Origin of the sequence: Paenibacillus sp. R14(2021), from assembly GCF_019431355.1 — a bacterium.
Classification (GTDB): domain Bacteria; phylum Bacillota; class Bacilli; order Paenibacillales; family Paenibacillaceae; genus Paenibacillus_Z.
In genome coordinates this window covers 2,754,973-2,773,354 of record NZ_CP080269.1, presented here as the reverse complement: position 1 = coordinate 2,773,354, position 18,382 = coordinate 2,754,973, and the positions used below count along the sequence as shown (strand labels likewise).

The window sequence follows — 18,382 nt, the reverse complement described above, 5'->3', positions numbered from 1 at the left end:
AGAGGAGGCGATGGTCGATGTCCGAGCGATTATTTGCCGTATTTATATACGGATCACTGCTGCCGGGCCACAGCAATCATCATGTCGCGGCTGCTTTCATCCAAGGCGCCAAGCCGGGTATCGTTCATGGGCGCCTTGTTGATTGCGGTTCGTACCCGGCGCTGCTGCGTGACGTCGAAGCAAAGGCTTCCAGTGCATGCGTGCGCGGGCTGTGGGTGGTCGTGAATGAACAGGGACTGAAGCAGATGGATGAGCTGGAGCAGTTTCATGGCATCGATGAGGATAACGACTATGATCGGGTGTGGGTAGAGGATGCGCAGTCAGCGGGACTTCAGGGATGGGTTTATGTATGGGATGCGCCGAGAGGCTGCCCATTCATAGCGGAGGACTATTGGCCGGACTTTTTTGCCCGCAAGCGGGAATGTTAAACGTTATTCGTTTGTAAAAGCAGGCGTGATTTGAATACGCATCGTTTCGTTACGCTCAGCCGCGGTGCTGAGCGTTTTTGCGTTGTTCATCGTGTGAATAATGCCGAAAGCTAGCAGCATGCAGGCCATCGTGATAAAGACGACACGTTTGACGGTATGCACAACAGATGTTCCGTCATCGCGGTGAATGCGTCTGCGGCGAATGGACTGACGCCAGATCAGCAGGGCAGGCAATGCCAGCACCAGCAAGCCGACGGTCAGCATTTCCTTGCGATGCGCCATGCCAAGCGGGAAGATGTTGATGGCAGCATAGATCAATGCTTCAATGACCAGCACTTGCACGGGCACGACGAGCGCAACTTCAGAGGCTGCGCGGCGCTTCGTCCGGCTGATGGCAGCTTCCGATTCTCGGGGCTGCAGCTTGGCTAATTGAAGCAGACGGGGCACCGAGTAGACGGCTATGGCAGCAGTCGGCGCCATGATGAGCGCCAGAAAAAGCAGCGCGGAATCAAAAACAAACCAATCCCGATAGGAGTAGGTTGCGATGAGCATCGTTACTTTTCCAATTGAGATGAATGTCATGGCGCCCAGCAGCGTAAGCGTAATGACGGCTGTATGCTGCAACGCGTCGATCGTCCTGCGGAAAGCCAGGCTGCCGGACATGAAGCCTGCGCACAGAGCCAGCAGCAGCAAGATGACGGCAAGCGATGCATTAATGACATAAACTTGCTGAGACATTATTTTAGACCCCCGTTTCTACGAAACTTTACTTCATAAGTGTACACGGCCATCTGTAGAAGCTGATATTGGCCGTGGTCTAGTTTGAAGCTGGACTTTAGTCGTGTCCCGTCGTATGAGGCGGCTGTCGTCTTGAATCCGATCATTGTTCAGTGCTAATCCAACTCTACAGAGGCGTGCATGGTTGGATTGTGAACTTGTATGCCTCATAAGTATTGTACCATGAAGCGGGCGTATCATGAAATTTGACAGCAAAAAATTCAGTCACAGTCTAATCCTTGTCCTTACAAACTCTTAATACGGTGGCGGCTTGTGAAAGAGGGGATCAGCGCGTACGATGGGGGTATGAAGAAAGAAATGAAACGTCCAATGTACGTGGAAATCGCGGAACAAGTCACACAAATCATTCAAGAACAACAAATAAAGCCACATGGGCCTGTTCCGTCGGAAGGGGAACTGGCGAAACATTTCGGGATCAGCCGAATGACGGCTAAGCTTGCGCTGGACCTGCTTGCGGATAGAGGGCTGGTGTATCGTTTGAAGCGAAGAGGGACCTTTCTTTCGGATGGCGAAGCGCGAAAGGGAGCGAGGAGGCAGCAGGGTGGACATTCCCGCAGGAGCATTGCTTTCGTCGTATCGAATTTGGATTATTATACGTCTCGAATCGTTTCTGCTTTGGAATCGGCGGCTCGGGAGCATCAGTTTGAATTGATTATTAAGCTCAGTAAGGATGTGCCTGACGAGGAGGCCAGCTTGATCCAACTGGCTGCAGATGGAGTCACCGGGATTCTTCTGTTTCCGCGCGGCCGTCATCAATGCAGTCCTGCAGCGTTAAAGCTGCGGAAACAGGGATATCCCATCGTGCTTATTGATCGGCTGTTTCAAGACGTACCGATGGATTTTGTCCTTCATGATCATTTTCAAGGCACGTACGAAATGGTGAAGCGGATGATCGACGCCGGCCATCGCGAGATCGGCTTCGTAACCAATCCGCTGCTCGGCGTAAGCAGCATTGAGGAGCGGTATAAAGGGTATATGAAGGCGCTTATTGACCACGACATTCCGGTTCAAAGCCAATATATTCATGTGATCGAGCGCGCTAATAACCTGACGGATTACGCCAAGGGCAATCCGGAGGTTGAAGAGTTCCTGACTTCCAATGTGAAAATGACGGCAGTCATGTGCGGAGATGATTATTTGGCGGCCGTGGTTCTCTATGCTGCCATCCGCATACATAAGTCAGTACCCGAACAATTGTCGCTTGCCGGATTCTCTGATACGCAGCTTGCTACGCTGCTGCCCGTACCGCTTGCGTCGGTGGCTCAGCCGGTGAAAGAGCTCGTTCAGGCAGCAGTCGCAAACCTGCTCGACCGAATGAACGGCAAAGGTATGAGCGCGCCCTCGACAATCAAAATTCAAACTAAAATCGTTGAACGGATGAGCTTGGCGAAGGCGGCTATGTAGGCGCAGCAAGCATAAATAAGAGCGGCCTAGGGGCTTCTTGCCCCTAGGCCGCTCTTTGTCGCATTAAAGCGTCTTATAGATCGCCCCAGTTAAGGTTGGACGATTTACTGTAGTTGGTTACTTTTTGCTCGAAGAAGTCGGTTTTCATGCCGTTCATGTTGCTGAAGCTTTCTACCCATTTCATTGGATGCTCCGTGATTTCCGGGTAAAGAATTTCCAGGTTTAATTTGCGCAGACGCTCATTGGACAGGAACTTGATGTAATTGTCGATGATTTCGTCCGTCAAGCCTGGAATTTGGTTGTTCGTAATGTATTTGCCCCACTCGATTTCGTGCTCGACGGCCGTGCGCATCATTTGGCGAAGCTCCTCGACGAGAACCGGCGTGAAAATATCGGCGTTTTCCTTGCGCACCTCGCGGAAGATCCCTTGGAATAGGGCAAGGTGGGTCAGCTCATCACGCTGAATGTATTTGATCTCGGACACGGTGCCGAGCATTTTTCCTTGACGGCCAAGCGCATAGAAGAAGCTGAAGCCGCTGTAGAAGTAGATGCCTTCCAAGATGTAGTTCGCCATGATCGTTTTGATCAGGTTTTGCGAAGAAGGATTCGCGATGAAGTTCTCGTACAGGTCGGTAATGAACCTGTTGCGCTTCAGCAAATTCTTATCTTCGCGCCATAAGTTATAAATTTGGTCACGCACCTCTGGCGCACAAACGCTGTCCAAAATGTAAGAATAGGATTGGCTATGGACGGCTTCCTGGAATGTTTGTACAGTCAGACAGAGATTAACTTCGGGTGCAGTAATGTACTCGTTGATATTCGGGAGATTCGCGGTTTGCAGCGAATCCAGGAAGATCAGGAAGCTGATGATTTTATCGTAGCTGTTACGCTCAGAGAGCGACAGGTTTCTATAGTCTTTGGCATCCTGCGCGAGAGGAATCTCTTCTGGAATCCAGAAGTTGTTCATCATCGTTCGGTACATTTTGGTAGCCCAGTCGTATTTGACGTTGTTGAGCTCGATGAGGTTGGTCGTGTTGCCGCCAATCATAAGGCGTTTACCCCAGTCGCGGTCGCCATCCTCGTTGAATAGTTTTTTCTTCTGCAGTTCCATTAAATGGCCTGCCTCCTTCTCTTCCTGCTACCTAAAGTGCTGCAGTGTTTTAATCTGTTACGAGCTGCAGCTTACGCAATCCTCTACTTCCAAACTTTTATTGCGGCAATAGTAAACGGTTTTGAGGCCGTTCTCCCAAGCTGCCATGTACAGCTCCATGAATTGCTTCGCCGAATAGTCCGGCGTGATGTACAGGTTGAACGATTGCGCTTGGTCGATATGGCGCTGGCGGCGGCCCGCTGCGCGGATGCTCCAGTGCTGATCGATATGATGCGCTTCTTTGTAGAGCCAGAACGTCTCTTCGTTCAGGTTTGGAGCCGTTTGCGGAATGACCGCGTTTTTCTTCTCTTCAACGAAGAACTTGCTGAAGATCGGGTCGATGCCGGCCGTGGAACCAGCGATGAGCGAAGTCGAAGCCGTAGGCGCAATCGCGAACATCCATGCGTTGCGGACGCCATGCTCGGCTACGTCTTTCTTCAGTTTCTGCCAGTGAGGCGCATCATAACCGCGCTGCTCGAAGAATTCGCCTGTATGCCACTCGCTGCCTTCGAATACGCGGTAAGCGCCTTTTTCTTTGGCGATTTCCATCGAAGCTTTAACGGCGCAATAGTTAATCCATTCATACAGCTCGTCGGCACGATCCAAGTGCTCTTCGGATTCCCATGCGATGCCGTTCAGCGCGAGCCATTGGTGATAACCGCTGGTGCCGAGGCCGACTGCGCGATACTTCTGGTTCGTAATTTCCGCTTGCGGAATCGGATAATGGTTCAAGTCGATAACGTTGTCCATCATGCGCATTTGGCAGCTGACGACTTCCTCGATGTCCTCGCGCGATCTGGTGCGTCCAAGGTTCAGGGAAGAGAGGTTGCACACGACATAGTCGCCGCTTTTCACCTGCGTTGTAATTACGCCGTCTTCATGCGTTGTCGTGATGTATTCCGTCGGGCTCATGTTTTGGCAGATCTCGGTGCACAGGTTGGAGCAGTAGATGATGCCTTTATGTTTGTTCGGGTTCGCGCGGTTAACCGTGTCGCGGTAGAAGACGAACGGTGTGCCCGTTTCGAACGAGCTGGCCAGGATGCGTTTCATAATGTCGATGGCAGGTACTTCGTCACGTGAAAGCGCAGGGTTGTTCACGCACTCTTCGTAGCGGCGTTCCCATTCCTCGCCCCAAGCGTCTTCGAGTGCCCAGCCCATAAAGGTGCGGACTTCATGCGGATCGAACAGGTACCAGGATTCGCGGGCCTGCACTTTGCGCATGAACAGATCGGGAATACATACGCCCGGGAAAATATCGTGGGCTTTCATCCGATCGTCGCCGTTGTTCGTTCTGAGGTTCAGGAAGTCGAAAATATCTTTATGCCATACGTCGAGGTAAACGGCAACAGCGCCGGAACGAACGCCGAGCTGATCAACCGCAACAGCCGTATTATTGTAGTTTTTGATCCAAGGCACTACGCCGCCGGCGACGCCTTTGTATCCGCGGATATTGGAGCCGCGGCTGCGGACTTTGCCGATGTAGATTCCCATGCCGCCGCCGAATTTGGATACTTGGGCGAAGCTGGAGTCTACGTTGTAAATGCCCCAGAGGTTATCTGGAACCGTATCGATGAAGCAGCTCGACAGCTGGTGGAACGGTTTACGCGCGTTAGCCAGCGTAGGCGTGGCAACGGTCATTTGCAGACGGCTCAGAGCGTCGTAGAATTTGCGTGCCCAGCCCAGCTTGTCTTGTTCTTTCATGGCCAGGTGCATCGCTACGCCCATGAACAATTCTTGAGGCAGCTCTAGAACGTCGCCGTTAAAGCTTTTAATAAGATAACGGTCAGCTAATGTTTTGAGACCGATGTAGTTAAACAAGTAATCACGCTCAGGGGCGATGTAGTTGCCCAGCTCGCGGATTTCATCACGGGTGTAGTGTTCCAATATGTAGCTCCCGTATAAGCCCTTATCGGTCAGGTACGTGATGAGGGAGTAGAAATCGCCGTAGCCGAAGTAACCGTATTTGCGGTTAATGGCAGATTCTTTATAAAGATCGTACACGAGAAGTTTGGCTGCAACGTACTGCCAGTTAGGCTGTTCGATGCTTGTTTTTTCAACCGCAACTTGCGTCAATGTACGCTGAATTTCCTTCGTTGTAATATTGTTGCGGAAGTAAGGAAGCAGGGCCGTTTCAAGCTCCAGCGGATCGCAGTCGCTGTATCCGACACAAGAGAAATCAATGACTTTCTTAAGCTTGGAAAAGATGAGTTCTTCTTTCTGACCATTCCTCTTAATGATATCCACGAGTAGAGCCACTCCTTGTCGAAGGTTGTCGTCAAACAACCCGATATACACAATATGTTGTAAGTACTTCATAAAATTACACCAATATATAGTGGCTGTCAAGTTATACTATTCGACATCCAGCTGGTGCGCAACCGGCATTTTACCCTATGAAAAGACGATGAAAACGTATAGCTGCGCCTTTGTAAACGATATCGGCATGCAGCTTCATTCACTGAAGCGAAATAAAAAAAGTGAGTTAGCGGACCATTATTATAGCACTATCGCATCGGTTCGTGTCCTGACAATAATAGGCACCATGAACAAGGGCCGTCAGGAACATCCGCGTTCAAACAATGTTTGGAATTTGGATTGGTGCTGAGCCGTCAGCTTTAGTACACTTAAGCTTAATTAAGTGGATTTCATTCCGGTTAGAAACGAAGGAGAGGACGTGGCTACACAAGATGTTGATGAATCGCGGTTCCAGCAGTCGAGGATTTGCGAGGCTGCTCCTGCAGACGTCGGTAATAGGCTTTTGGATTTGCCTGATGCTCTTCGGCGGGCCGTCGTCTGTATTCGCGCATGCCGAGCTTGAGCGCACCGTGCCCGAGCCGAATACCAAATACGAGCAAAGTCCGGCATCGGTCGAACTGAGCTTTAATGAAGCAATTGATTCTAAGGCAGGCTCGCTGGAGGTGCTTGACGACAAATCTCGGCGCGTTACGGTCGGCGAAGCCAAGACAAGCGCCGACCAGAAAACGATGAGCCTTGCGCTGCCGAAACTAGGCGAAGGTGTCTATACCGTATCCTATGCCATCATCTCGGCAGACGGCCATCCTGTCAGCGGCTCGTATGTCTTCGTAGTAGGCAATCCGCCGCAGGGCGTGGATGCCTCGGCATTCGATCCGCACAAGGAGCTTGGTCATGAAGGGCACAGCACATCATCGACGCAGTTAACGACGAATCAGTTTATTGTATATGCTGTCCGTTCGCTGTATTACGCGTCGCTGCTGTGGGCTGCCGGCTTGATGCTTTGGCCGCTTCTGGCGAAAGGCCGCGGGAGCGTGCTGCCGGGCCTTCAGAAGAAGTGGGAGCCGCTGGCGCTGCAGACGCTGCTGATCGCGGTGATGCTCTATATTTTCGTCCATGCGCGCGAAATTCTGAAAGGGTATCCAGGCAGCGATTACGGCAAGCTGTTTCTGGAAACAACAGTCGGCAAGCAGTGGATTGCGCTGCTTGCGCTGTCGATTATCGGGTTCGCCGTCCTGCGGCTGCATCCCGTTATTAAAACGATCTGGGCAGCCGCGATTCTGGCGGTAGAGAGCTGGAGCGGTCACGCGGCGGTGTTCACCCCGAAGCCGGCTTCCATCCTGTTCGATTTCGTCCATCTCGCGGCGGCGGCGGTATGGGTCGGCGGACTCGTGCTGCTGCTCCTGCTATGGAAGCATGAACGCAAGGAAGCCGGGCGCTTCGCAGTGCTGTTCTCAAGGGCGGCACTGCTGTCTCTGACGCTGCTGGTCTTATCGGGCGTCGGCATGACGCTGCTCTTCCTGCCTTCCCTGAAGTACTTGTTCTATACCGCTTGGGGCACGCTTCTTCTAATAAAGACAGGACTCGTGGTCTTGGTGCTCGGCGTTGGCGGCATGCTGCATCTGCGTGTGCGCAGGGGCGACTTGCCGACCAGTACGCTGCTTCGCGCCGATGCGGCGCTGATGGCGCTTATTCTTATTGCGGCGGCACTCTTTACTTATATAAGTCCTCTGCCTGCCAACGACCCTGTCGCGTATCACAAAATGGGTGATAAGATGCATCTATCCATACGTGTGACGCCGAACAAAGCCGGAGTCAACGAGTTTACGGTCAAAGTCTGGCTGCCCGATGCCGTCGGTGCGGCGAAATCGGTGAAGCTGCGGCTGTACGCGCTGGACCGCAAGGAGCTGGGACCGATTGAGGTGCCGATCAAGCCGTATCAAGACGACGAGCTGACGGATTTCGACGGTTTCGTGAAGAGCACCTACCGGGCAGAAGGTCCGTTTGTGCCTTTTGCCGGCCGCTGGCAGGCCCAGGTACGGGTGCTGGATAAGGATGATAACGAGACGGTGGAGAAGCTTGCGTTCCGAAATTATTAAAGCGGCTGCGAGGAGGTAGGTCGGTGACATGAAGGATAAGCGCATCAAATGGCTCATTTTATGGACGCCGACCTTGACGATTGCGCTGTGGGAGTATTTAAGGCATACGCTGCTGCTTCCTTATTTGTCTATGAGCCTCGGGAACGCGCTGGCGCCTGTCATCGTCATGACAGTGACGGCGACGTTCCTGGTCAAGCTGTTCCGAATGCTGGAGGAAACGCAGGATTCGCTGCAGCAGGCGAAGTCGGCCAAAGCGGCGTTCATGGAGCGCGAGCAGCTGGCCAGGGAGCTGCACGACGGCATATCGCAGTCGTTGTTCTTATTGTCGGTGAAGCTGGATAAGCTGGAGAATGCAGAGACCACCGAGCAGGCGGCAGCTACAGCTCAGCAGCTGCGCCAAACGGTGAAGCATGTTTACGATGATGTCCGCCAATCGATCGCAAGTCTGCGCAGCGAGCCGTCGAAGACGGACGTGCAGTGGATGCAGGCCGTGCGCGATATGGCGGAGGCGTTAAGGCTCGGAGGCTTGGATGTCAGACTGGATTGGCAGCTGGCGGACAATAAGCTGAGCGGTAAGGAGAAGATCGAGCTGCTCGCCATTGTCCGGGAAGCGATGCTGAACGTCCAGAAGCACGCTCAGGCATCACTGCTGATTGTCCGCGCCGTGCAGGAAGACAGCGGGGGGACGGCATTCCGATGCACGATCAGCGATGACGGCATCGGTGCGGAGCCGCAGCAGCTGGCAGAGAAGGGCCGTTATGGCGTTCGGATGATGAAAGGCCGCGCGGATGCGATGGGCTGGGAGTTTCAAGTGAGGCGCAACGTAAATCCGGAAGGGCAGCTGGCTTCCGGGATGATCGTAGAGGTCGTGAAGGAGGCAAAGACATAATGAACGATCATGCACGCATCAAGGTTCTGTTGGCGGATGATCATCCCCACGGGCGGGAAGGCATGCGCGAAATCGTCGGCGCCGACGCCGCGTTTGAAATCGTCGGCGAGGCGGCGGGAGGCGAGCAGGCGGTCATGCTGGCGGCGGAACTTGCGCCCGATCTCGTACTGATGGACATCAACATGCCGGGGATGTCGGGCCTTGAGGCAACGCAGATTATTAAAGCCTTCGACCCCCGCATCAAAATCATCATGGTCACGGTGTCCGACGATATTACGGATTTGTTCGAATCGATCAAGCGCGGCGCCCAGGGCTACCTGCTGAAGAACCTATCGCCTTCTTCTTGGCTGGAATATTTGCGGGCGGTCACGCTGGATGAGGCTCCGCTGTCGAAGGAACTGGCGTTTCGGATGCTGCAGGAATTCAATGGCGCAGGCGGCCAGCCCAAATTGAAGCAGACGCTAGCCGCGGGGCGTCTAGATGCGCAGGGAACGGCGGAGCAATTTCATACCGCGCTGACGCAGCGTGAGCGCGAAGTGCTGGAGCAGGTCGCATCAGGCAGCTCTAACCGGCAGATTGCCGAAACCTTCGGCTTATCGGAGCATACCGTCAAGAATCATCTCAAGAACATCCTGCAGAAGCTGCATTTGGAGAATCGCGTCCAGCTGACACGCTATGCGCTGGAGAAGGGACTTGTGAAGGAATAGGGGCATGCAGGCTCCGGCCGGTCACGTATTCGTAACAAACGAATAGCCCCTTCGAGTCATGCCGCTTGCCATGAACTGGGCTATACTCCTCCCATAAGGGATTAAATTCAAGGCGCGGATGCAAGCATCTGTTTCGCCTTCAGGGGGATGTTAGACGTATGAATCGGTTGAAAAAAATGTCTGTACTCGGGGTTGCTTTACTATCATTGTTCCTATTCGCCAGCATGGCAAGCGCGCATGTCACGGTACAGCCGAAGCAAACGACGCAGGGCGGCTACGAGGTCTTCGCTGTTCGCGTGCCGAGCGAGAAAGAGAACGTAACGACGACGGCCGTGAAAGTAAAAGTGCCGGACGGCGTCAAAGTGAGCCGCGTCGAGCCGAAAGCAGGCTGGAAATACGAGCTGGAGCGCGCAGCGGACACCAAAGCGATCACATCGATTACTTGGACGTCCGAAGGCAGCGGATTAACGCAGACGGAATTTACCGACTTCCGCATTTCCGGTAAAGTTGCGGATGACGCGACGCAGCTGGTGTGGAAGGCCTACCAGACCTACAGCGACAAATCCGTCGTGGAATGGGTCGGCGGCGAAGGCGCGGATTATCCGGCTTCCGTGACGACTGTCACGGCTGGTACCGGCGAGGGCGACAGCCACGGCGGCGGAACAAGCGCTTCGTCCGGCGGAAAAGACACTTCCGTATCGTCCGGCACGCAAGATGCAGCCGGAACAGCAGATACGGCCGCAGGCGCTGCGGAGGTTGCTGCTGCCCCTGCTGCGAATGAAACAAGCAGCAGCAGCTCCGATCCAACGGCCATTTGGCTGTCCGCGGCTGCGGCCGTGCTGGGCGCCTTGGCGCTGATTGTCGCTTTGTCCCGTAAAAAACGCTGATTTTTGCAGAGAAAACTTGCGGACGGCCATTGTTATTCCGTATAATAAGAATCATATACGCTAATGCAATGAGGAAGAAGAGTACGCAGTGCTTTCTTGACAGGGAGAAGACGCCGCAGATTGAGAGCGTCTTTAGGAAATCAGGCTGCCGAAGTTCCCTTCCGAGCAGGCTCTTGAAGGGATGCCGCCGTCAGGCAGCATCGGGTAGAGAGTACCGGTCGTCCGGCCGATATTCGGATTGATGAGGAATTGCCGAAGCAGCTGACTGTCAGCTGGGCAATTTGAATTAGGGTGGTAACACGGTTCTTTCGTCCCTTACGGGGAGAGAGGACCGTTTTTTGTTTATTTGCGCATAGAAGGGACTGGATCGTACATGAAAGAGCGTTTGGAAGCACTGCGCGCCGAGGCGCTGCAAGAGCTGCAGGGAGTTGCCGGTCCGCAGCAGCTGAATGATCTGCGGGTCAAATATTTGGGCAAGAAGGGCGCGCTGACGGAAATTCTTCGGGGCATGGGAAGCTTGAGCGCCGAGGAGCGTCCCGTTATCGGGCAGGTCGGCAATGAGGTTCGCGCCGCGATTGAAGAAGTCATTGAAACGAAGCAGGCCGCATACCAGCAGGCCGAGACCGAGAACCGCCTCCGCGCCGAGACGATCGACGTGACGCTGCCGGGCAAGAAGCTTGCCGCTGGCGCCGTTCACCCGCTGAACAAGGTCGCGCAGGAAATCGAGGACGCGTTCCTCGGGATGGGCTATACGATCGCGGAAGGGCCGGAAGTGGAGACGGATTTCTTCAACTTCGAGGCGCTTAACCTGCCGAAGGATCACCCGGCGCGCGACATGCAGGATTCGTTCTATGTGACGGACGAGATTCTGATGCGCACGCACACCTCCCCAGTTCAAGTACGTACGATGAAGGCGATGAACGGAAAGCCGGTCAAAGTCATCTGTCCGGGCAAAGTATACCGCCGCGACGATGACGACGCGACGCATTCCTTCCAGTTCAATCAAATCGAAGGGCTCGTCATAGGACCCAACATTCGGATGAGCGATCTGAAAGGCACCCTGCTTCAGTTCGTGCAGCTGATGTTCGGCAAGCAAGCCCAAATCCGTCTGCGTCCGAGCTTCTTCCCATTCACGGAGCCAAGCGCGGAGGTTGACGTGACCTGCGTGCAGTGCGGCGGCCATGGCTGCAGGATGTGCAAGCATACCGGATGGCTGGAAATTCTCGGCTGCGGTATGGTTCACCCGCGCGTGCTTGAAATGGGCGGCTACGATCCGAACGAAGTCAGCGGCTTCGCATTCGGCATGGGTGTAGAGCGGATCGCGCTGCTGAAGTACGGCATCGACGACATCCGTCATTTTTATACGAACGATCTGCGCTTCCTGAGCCAGTTTGTCCGAATGTGAGAGGGAGGCAACTACTATGAACGTATCTTATAAATGGTTGAGCCAATATATCGAATTAAACGGCTATAACGGTGAGCAGCTGGCTGAGCTGATGACAAGCGGCGGTATTGAAATCGACGTCGTGGAGTCCCGGAACAAAGGCGTAACGGGCGTAGTCGTTGGGCATGTGCTGACGCGCGAGAAGCATCCTGATGCCGATAAGCTGAGCGTCTGCACGCTCGACGTTGGCGGTCCCGAAGTGCTGCAAATTGTCTGCGGCGCGAAGAATGTCGCTGCAGGCCAGCTCGTTCCCGTCGCCACGGTAGGGGCCGTGCTTCCAGGCGATTTTGCGATCAAGAAGGCGAAGCTGCGCGGCGTGGAATCCCAAGGCATGATCTGCTCCGCGAAGGAGCTCGGGTTGAACGAGAAGCTGCTGCCGAAGGAGCAGCAGGAAGGCATTCTTGTGCTTCCGGAAGGCACGAAGATCGGCGCTTCCATTCTGGATGTACTGGGCATTGATGACGAAGTGCTGGAGCTTGACCTGACGCCGAATCGTTCGGACTGTCTGAGCATGCTGGGCGTTGCCTATGAAGTCGGAGCGTTGACCGGTCGTTCGGTTCAGCTGCCGGATACGACCGTCAGCGATTCGTCAGAGCAGACTTCCGCCCGCGTATCGGTGAGAATCGATGCGAAAGAACAATGCGCGCATTACGCTGCGCGTTATATCCAAGGCGTCGTGATCGGCCCTTCGCCACTGTGGATGCAGAACCGCTTGATGGCTGCTGGCATTCGTCCGATCAGCAATGTCGTGGATATCACGAACTATGTGCTGCTGGAATACGGTCAGCCGCTTCACGCGTTCGACGCCGACCAAATCAAGGACGGCCGCATCGTGGTGCGGCTTGCAAACGAAGGCGAAGTGCTGAAGACGCTTGACGGTCAAGACCGTAAGCTCGAGCCGCATATGCTTGTCATTACGGACGGCAAGGAGCCGCTTGCGCTTGCTGGCGTCATGGGCGGCGCGAACTCCGAGGTAACGGCATCGACCGTGAATATTTTGCTGGAATCCGCCCGTTTCGACGGCGGCACGATCCGTAAGACGTCCCGTCAGGTTGGCCTGCGCTCCGAATCCAGCGTCCGCTTCGAGAAAGGCGTTGATCCGGCCCGCGTTATTCCGGCCCTGGACCGCGCTGCTTCGCTTATGGCGCAGTATGCCGGCGGGCAAGTGCTGGACGGCATCGTTCAAGAAATCGCGGAGCCGATTGGCAACGCGGTCGTATCTGTATCTATCGACAAGATTAACCGTTATCTCGGCACGAGCCTGTCCAAGCTGGAACTAGAAACGATCTTCGGCCGGCTGCAGTTTCCGTTTCAACTGTCGGATGACGGGGTATTCACAGTAGAAGTACCGAGCCGCCGCGGGGATATTACCCGTGACGTTGACCTCATCGAAGAGGCAGCGCGCTTGTTCGGCTACGACAATATTCCGACAACGGCAATCGAAGGCGCGGCAACACCTGGCGCGCTCACGAAGCCGCAGGCCATCCGCCGCGAGCTTCGCAAACGCCTGACGGATGCCGGTCTCCACGAGGTGATCAGCTACTCGTTCACTCATCCCGACCGCACGAAGCTGTTCACTTCGCTGGCAGGTGCGGAAACGCTGCCTGTACGCTTGGCGCTTCCGATGAGCGAGGACCGCAGCGCGCTTCGCACGAGCCTGCTGCCGCAGCTGCTGGAAACCGCCGCTTATAATCGCAACCGCAAAAACGATGATGCCGCGATCTTCGAAATCGGCAGCGTCTTCCATACGGATGAAGCCGTCCTTACACGCTTGCCGCACGAGAAGCATCGGCTCGCCGTGCTGCTGACCGGCAGCCGCGGCCGTGCGGAATGGAACCGCAAAGCCGAAGCATACGACTTCTATGATTTGAAAGGCATTCTCGAAACGCTGACCGAGGTGCTTGGCGTAAACGGGGCGATCACCTACGAAGCAGCTCAGCCGGAGCATATGCATCCAGGCCGTACGGCGGCGGTCGTATTCCAAGGAGAACGCGGGCCTGTGACGATTGGTTATTTGGGCCAGCTGCATCCAGCGGTTCAGATCGAGCATGACCTGGGCGACACGTACGTGCTGGAAATCGAGCTGGCGCCGATCTACGATGCCGCTGACTTCGAGATTGTCTACAAATCGCTGCCGCGTTATCCCGCTATGGAGCGTGACATCGCGGTCGTGCTCGGCCGTGAGGTTGAAGCAGGCAAGCTGCTTACCGCAGTTACGAAGACAGCAGGCGAGCTGCTCGAGTCGGTTCGCATCTTCGATATTTACACCGGCGAGAAGCTGGGAGCGGATAAGAAAAGCGTTGCTTTGTCCCTCGTTTACCGTCATGCGGAGCGTACGCTGACGGACGAAGAAGTGACGGAGCTGCACGGCAAGGTTGTCGCCGAATTGGAACAATCTTTTGCAGCAGAATTGCGTAAATAGGCAGGAGTTGCCTGAAGCCGTATCGAATAAGTTCTTTGTGAACGATATCGATGCGGCTTTGCTCTATTCTGCCGAGCGGATTGGTTGAATGTGGAAGGTGACCGAGGCGAAGGCGTTTGCGACTGGCGAGGATCCGGTGTAAGTAAAATGTATTTATAGCTATTGAGAAACATGCAAGCGCAGACATAATTGACACGAAGTTTTCACCCGGAAACTATAGGAGGATATGCCCTCATGAACGCTGCCGATCGGACACGTGTGACGGTTGATATATACGGTAACCAATTCAAGCTGACAGGCCATAACAACCCTGACTATATTAAACGAATCGCCGCTTTTGTAGATGAAAATATGCACAAGCTTGCTAAAGGCTATCCGCGCCTGGATATGCCGAAGCTCGCGATGCTTGCTTCTGTGCAGATGGCGGAGGACGTATTCCGCTTGCGCCTCGAAAACGAGCGGATGCACGAAACGGAGGAGCGCCGCAAGGCTGCGGTTGCCGAACTGGAACAGGCGAAGCTCATCCTCGACACGTTGCAGGGGCAACTGGACGCGGAGCGGCTGAGCGCGGAAGCGGCGCTTGAAGCCGAACGCGAAGCGGCCCGCGGAGAATTGGAGCGTACGAGCGCAGGACTGCAGGGGCGGCTCGAGGAAGCGGTTCGCGAAGCGGAGACAAAGCTGGCTGCCGCCGAAGCCGCGGCAAGCGCGGAATTGACGAGCTTGCGTGCTGCGCTTGAAGAACAGCTGGAGCTTGCGCAGCAGCTCGCGCGCGAAGAACTAGCAAGCTTGCAGGCGGAGCTGGAACGCACGCAGGCCGAAGCGGTTGAAGCGCTTGAGCAGCTGCAAGCAGAATCGGGCGCTGAGCGCGAGCTGGAGCGCGAAGCAGCGCTGGAAGAGATGGAGCGGCTGAGCGCTATGCTGCAGGGGCGGCTGGAGCAGGCGCTTCAGGATGCTGCTGTGAAAGCCGAACAGGAGCGCGAAGCGGCTGCAGCCGAGCTTGCGCGCGTGCGCGAAGAACTTGAAGCGGAGCTTGTTGAGCAGCGTTTGGAGCTAGCGCAAGAGCAGGAGCGCCATGCGATATCAGCAATGGCGGGACAAGAAGCGGTGGAGCATACGCGCCGCGAAGCGGAGGAGAAGGCGGCAGCCGCACGCGAGGCAGCGGCTGCCGAGCTGGAGCGGCTGCAGGCCATTATGGATGCCGAGCTTCAGCGGCTTAGGGATGAGCTGGAAGGCCGGATGGCCCGTCAGGCTGAAGAGCTGGCGACCGAGCGCGAGCTCCATGGTTTAGCTGCACTTGAAGCAGAAGAGGCGCTGGCGCAGGCACGCCGCGCTGCAGAGCAGCAAGCAGCGGAGGCGCGGGAAGCCGCCGCAGCGGAACTCGCAAGCGTACGCGAAGCGCTGGAAGCAGCGCTTACGCAGCAGCGCTTAGAGCTTGCGCAAGAATGGGAGAGGCAGGATCTTGCCGCGCAAGCCGCGCAGGAGGCGCTCCAAGCGATGGAAGCGAAGGCTGCAGCGGAGCTGGGAGCCGCGAAGGTGGAGCTGGCGCAGGCGCGCGAAGCCGCTGAAGCGGAAGCGGTGATTCAGCGCGAAGCGGCCGCAGCGGAGCTGGCGCGCGTGCGCGAAGCCGCGGAAGCGGAAGCGGCGGCCATGCGCGCAGCAGCAGCCGATGAGCTGGCGCAGGTACGCTCGGAGCTGGAAGCGCAGCTTGAGGCGCAGCGCAGCCAGAGCGAGCAGGAACGCGAGCAGCGCGAGTACGCGGCGCTTGAGGCGCAGGAAGCGGGCGAGCGGGCGCTGCAGGAGGCTGCGAATGAGGCGCATGCAGCCCTCGAAGCGGCCGCAGCGGAGCTGGCGCGCGTGCGCGAAGCCGCGGAAGCGGAAGCGGCGGCCATGCGCGCAGCAGCAGCCGATGAGCTGGCGCAGGTACGCTCGGAGCTGGAAGCGCAGCTTGAGGCGCAGCGCAGCCAGAGCGAGCAGGAACGCGAGCAGCGCGAGTACGCGGCGCTTGAGACGCAGGAAGCGGGCGAGCGGGCGCTGCAGGAGGCTGCGAATGAGGCGCATGCAGCCCGCGAAGCGGCCGCAGCGGAGCTGGTGCGCGTGCGCGAAGCCGCGGAAGCGGAGATGGCCGCACAGCAAGCCGCAGCAGCCGATGAGCTCGCGCAAATGCGCGCGGCGCTAGAAGCGCTGATGGCCGAGCAGCGTCAAGCGTTCTCCGAAGAGCGTGAACGCTATGAATTTGCTGTGTTGGAAGCGCAGGAGGCACAGGAAGAAGCGATACGTGCCGCGGAAGCGAGATCGTCTAGCGACCGCGAAGCGGCTTTGGCAGAGATCGAACGGGTGAGAGAAGCCGCTGCAGCTGAACTGGCCCAAGCACGTGAAGCTTTCGAGGCGCAGTTCAGCAAGCAGCGTGAAGTGTTTGAAACACAGCATGCGCTGATGCGGGAAGCAGCTCTGGCCGAGCTTGAAGCCGAGCGGGAAGCAGCCATGCTCGAGCTGATTGAAACGCAAGATAAGCAGGAAGCCGAGCTAAGACGTGAGCGTTCTCTGCAAGAGGCGACGGCTGCGGCGGCTGCCGATCAATTGGCGGAAGCGCGTGCCGAGCTGCTTGCGCAGCTGGAGCACAACCGCAATGAAGCGGAAGCAGAGCTTGACCGGGTTAAGCAGGCGGCACGTGAGCATGCGGAGTGGGTGCGCGGCGAAGCGGAGCAGAAGCTGCTGCAAGCTGGCGAAGCGGCTGCTCGAGTCGAAGCAGCCCTGCAGGAGCAATTAATGCAGCTGCGACAATCTCTGGAAGCTGCACAAGCAGCTGCCGCTCAAGCGGAGCAGGCACGGGAAATCCTACGTGCCCAACTCGAGCAGGAAATTGCAGTCGGCCAGTCGCTGCTGGAGCAAGCCCAGCAGGAGAGCGAAGCTGCGGCAGCCGCAATCGAGGCGGCATTCAAGCTTCAGCTTGAAACCGCCCGCGTGGAAGCGGGAGCACGCGAGTCGTCGCTGCGCGAGGAGCGGGAACAGCTGTCTTCGCAGCTAAGAGACAGGCATACTGAGCTGGTCGCGGCGCGCAAACAGCTCGTCGATGTACAGGAGAACAGCGAGCTGTTCGCGCTGGAAGCCGCCGAGCAGGAAGAGTCGCTGCGCGCGGCAATTGAACGGCTGCAGCAGGAGCTGCACGAGCGCGAATATGCGGCGGAGCAGATGCAGCAGCATGTGGAGCAGGCGCAGCAGAAGGAGAATCGCCGTGCGGCTGCTATTCAGCAGCTGGAGCAGCAGGTCGCCGAGCTGAATGACCAGCTTCGCGAACAAGGGGCGCAGCAGCGCCGGCTGGCGGACGAGCGGGAAGCTGCCCTGCGCGAGCTGAATGAGCTGAGCAGCCAGAAGGAAGCACTGGCAGACAGGCTGCAGGCTGCGGAAGACCGCGCCGCGGATCTCATGCGGGAAGCGCGCCATCAGATGGCTGAAGCCGAGCGAATTGCCGACGAAGCGGCATCGGAGCTTAAGCAGCGTGAGCAAGCCGCGGACGCGGAGCTTACGCTGGCCAAGGAGCAGGCAGCGGCGCATGCGGAAGCCGAAGCAGGACTGTTGGAACAGTTGATGCTTAGCGAAGAGGAATCTGCGAAGTCGTATCAGCAGGCGCTTCAGATCGGTGAGCGGCTGGCGGAATTGGAGTCGGCTCTGAATGACGCCGTCCAGGATAGGCTGCAGCTGAGCATGACGCACGAGCAGCTTCAGACCGAGCATGGCAAGCTGCTGACGGAGTACAGGAAGCTGCAAACGGAATTCAATGAATGGATCGAACTCATCGAAAACAACTAGTTTTAGTTGGGCCGAACTTGTCTATATGAAATCAAATAAGGGCTGCGGCGATTCGCGGGTTTCTACTTGAAACCCGCGAACCGTCGCAGCCCTT

12 protein-coding genes are annotated in these 18,382 nt (G+C 56.4%); 9 read left to right on the top strand and 3 right to left on the bottom strand.

Annotation, left to right across the window (positions count from 1 at the left end; genetic code table 11):
- Positions 1–17: 17 nt before the first annotated feature.
- Positions 18–428, top strand: a complete 411-nt coding sequence (locus tag KXU80_RS12900) for a gamma-glutamylcyclotransferase family protein (RefSeq protein WP_219838602.1) — start codon at positions 18–20, stop codon at positions 426–428.
- A 3-nt stretch (positions 429–431) separates the two neighbouring features.
- Here KXU80_RS12900 and KXU80_RS12895 read toward each other — a convergent pair whose 3' ends face one another.
- On the bottom strand, positions 432–1,166 hold the full coding sequence (locus tag KXU80_RS12895) for a hypothetical protein (RefSeq protein ID WP_219838600.1): 735 nt from the start codon (positions 1,164–1,166) through the stop codon (positions 432–434).
- Between the two features lie 357 nt (positions 1,167–1,523).
- Between KXU80_RS12895 and KXU80_RS12890 the strand changes: the two genes are divergently transcribed.
- Positions 1,524–2,630: a substrate-binding domain-containing protein gene (locus KXU80_RS12890; RefSeq protein WP_219838599.1), complete on the top strand. Its 1,107-nt coding sequence runs from the start codon at positions 1,524–1,526 to the stop codon at positions 2,628–2,630.
- 73 nt (positions 2,631–2,703) lie between these two features.
- Here the strand turns inward: KXU80_RS12890 and KXU80_RS12885 are convergent, their stop codons facing one another.
- Both KXU80_RS12885 and KXU80_RS12880 read right to left on the bottom strand, forming a co-directional pair.
- On the bottom strand, positions 2,704–3,741 hold the full coding sequence (locus tag KXU80_RS12885) for a ribonucleotide-diphosphate reductase subunit beta (RefSeq protein ID WP_219838598.1): 1,038 nt from the start codon (positions 3,739–3,741) through the stop codon (positions 2,704–2,706).
- A 57-nt stretch (positions 3,742–3,798) separates the two neighbouring features.
- Complete coding sequence (locus tag KXU80_RS12880; RefSeq protein WP_219838597.1) at positions 3,799–6,024, bottom strand: ribonucleoside-diphosphate reductase subunit alpha; 2,226 nt, start codon at positions 6,022–6,024, stop codon at positions 3,799–3,801.
- Positions 6,025–6,467: 443 nt separating this feature from the next.
- Here KXU80_RS12880 and KXU80_RS12875 point away from each other — a divergent pair, with 443 nt between their 5' ends.
- The 7 genes from KXU80_RS12875 to KXU80_RS12845 all read left to right on the top strand — a co-directional run bounded on the left by KXU80_RS12875 (position 6,468) and on the right by KXU80_RS12845 (position 18,288).
- The gene (locus KXU80_RS12875; RefSeq protein ID WP_219838596.1) at positions 6,468–8,132 is read left to right on the top strand and encodes a copper resistance CopC/CopD family protein; all 1,665 of its coding nucleotides are present in this window, start codon (positions 6,468–6,470) and stop codon (positions 8,130–8,132) included.
- Between the two features lie 28 nt (positions 8,133–8,160).
- Positions 8,161–9,021 (top strand): sensor histidine kinase, encoded by an 861-nt coding sequence (locus tag KXU80_RS12870; protein ID WP_219838595.1) that lies wholly within the window; start codon positions 8,161–8,163, stop codon positions 9,019–9,021.
- Positions 9,021–9,728, top strand: coding sequence for a response regulator (locus tag KXU80_RS12865; RefSeq protein ID WP_219838594.1), 708 nt, complete (start codon positions 9,021–9,023; stop codon positions 9,726–9,728). Before KXU80_RS12870 ends, KXU80_RS12865 begins: the two co-directional genes overlap by 1 nt.
- Positions 9,729–9,886: 158 nt before the next feature.
- Positions 9,887–10,615 carry a YcnI family copper-binding membrane protein gene (locus tag KXU80_RS12860; protein ID WP_219838593.1) on the top strand — a complete coding sequence of 243 codons (729 nt, stop codon included), beginning with the start codon at positions 9,887–9,889 and terminating at the stop codon, positions 10,613–10,615.
- A 373-nt stretch (positions 10,616–10,988) separates the two neighbouring features.
- Positions 10,989–12,020, top strand: coding sequence for a phenylalanine--tRNA ligase subunit alpha (gene pheS / locus KXU80_RS12855; protein ID WP_219838592.1), 1,032 nt, complete (start codon positions 10,989–10,991; stop codon positions 12,018–12,020).
- A gap of 16 nt (positions 12,021–12,036) precedes the next feature.
- Entirely contained in the window at positions 12,037–14,481 is a 2,445-nt protein-coding gene (gene pheT / locus KXU80_RS12850; protein WP_219838591.1) for a phenylalanine--tRNA ligase subunit beta, read from the top strand.
- 234 nt (positions 14,482–14,715) lie between these two features.
- Positions 14,716–18,288, top strand: coding sequence for a hypothetical protein (locus tag KXU80_RS12845; RefSeq protein WP_219838590.1), 3,573 nt, complete (start codon positions 14,716–14,718; stop codon positions 18,286–18,288).
- The last annotated feature ends 94 nt before the right edge of the window (positions 18,289–18,382 follow it).

Excerpts from the sequence above, each read along its gene's own strand:
- KXU80_RS12860 (WP_219838593.1), top strand. The coding sequence starts at position 9,887 with ATGAATCGGTTGAAAAAAATGTCTGTACTCGGGGTTGCTTTACTATCA.
- KXU80_RS12900 (WP_219838602.1), top strand. The coding sequence starts at position 18 with ATGTCCGAGCGATTATTTGCCGTATTTATATACGGATCACTGCTGCCG.
- KXU80_RS12870 (WP_219838595.1), top strand. The coding sequence starts at position 8,161 with ATGAAGGATAAGCGCATCAAATGGCTCATTTTATGGACGCCGACCTTG.
- KXU80_RS12895 (WP_219838600.1), bottom strand. The coding sequence starts at position 1,166 with ATGTCTCAGCAAGTTTATGTCATTAATGCATCGCTTGCCGTCATCTTG.
- KXU80_RS12865 (WP_219838594.1), top strand. The coding sequence starts at position 9,021 with ATGAACGATCATGCACGCATCAAGGTTCTGTTGGCGGATGATCATCCC.
- KXU80_RS12890 (WP_219838599.1), top strand. The coding sequence starts at position 1,524 with ATGAAACGTCCAATGTACGTGGAAATCGCGGAACAAGTCACACAAATC.
- KXU80_RS12875 (WP_219838596.1), top strand. The coding sequence starts at position 6,468 with ATGTTGATGAATCGCGGTTCCAGCAGTCGAGGATTTGCGAGGCTGCTC.
- KXU80_RS12885 (WP_219838598.1), bottom strand. The coding sequence starts at position 3,741 with ATGGAACTGCAGAAGAAAAAACTATTCAACGAGGATGGCGACCGCGAC.
- KXU80_RS12845 (WP_219838590.1), top strand. The coding sequence starts at position 14,716 with ATGAACGCTGCCGATCGGACACGTGTGACGGTTGATATATACGGTAAC.
- pheT (WP_219838591.1), top strand. The coding sequence starts at position 12,037 with ATGAACGTATCTTATAAATGGTTGAGCCAATATATCGAATTAAACGGC.
- pheS (WP_219838592.1), top strand. The coding sequence starts at position 10,989 with ATGAAAGAGCGTTTGGAAGCACTGCGCGCCGAGGCGCTGCAAGAGCTG.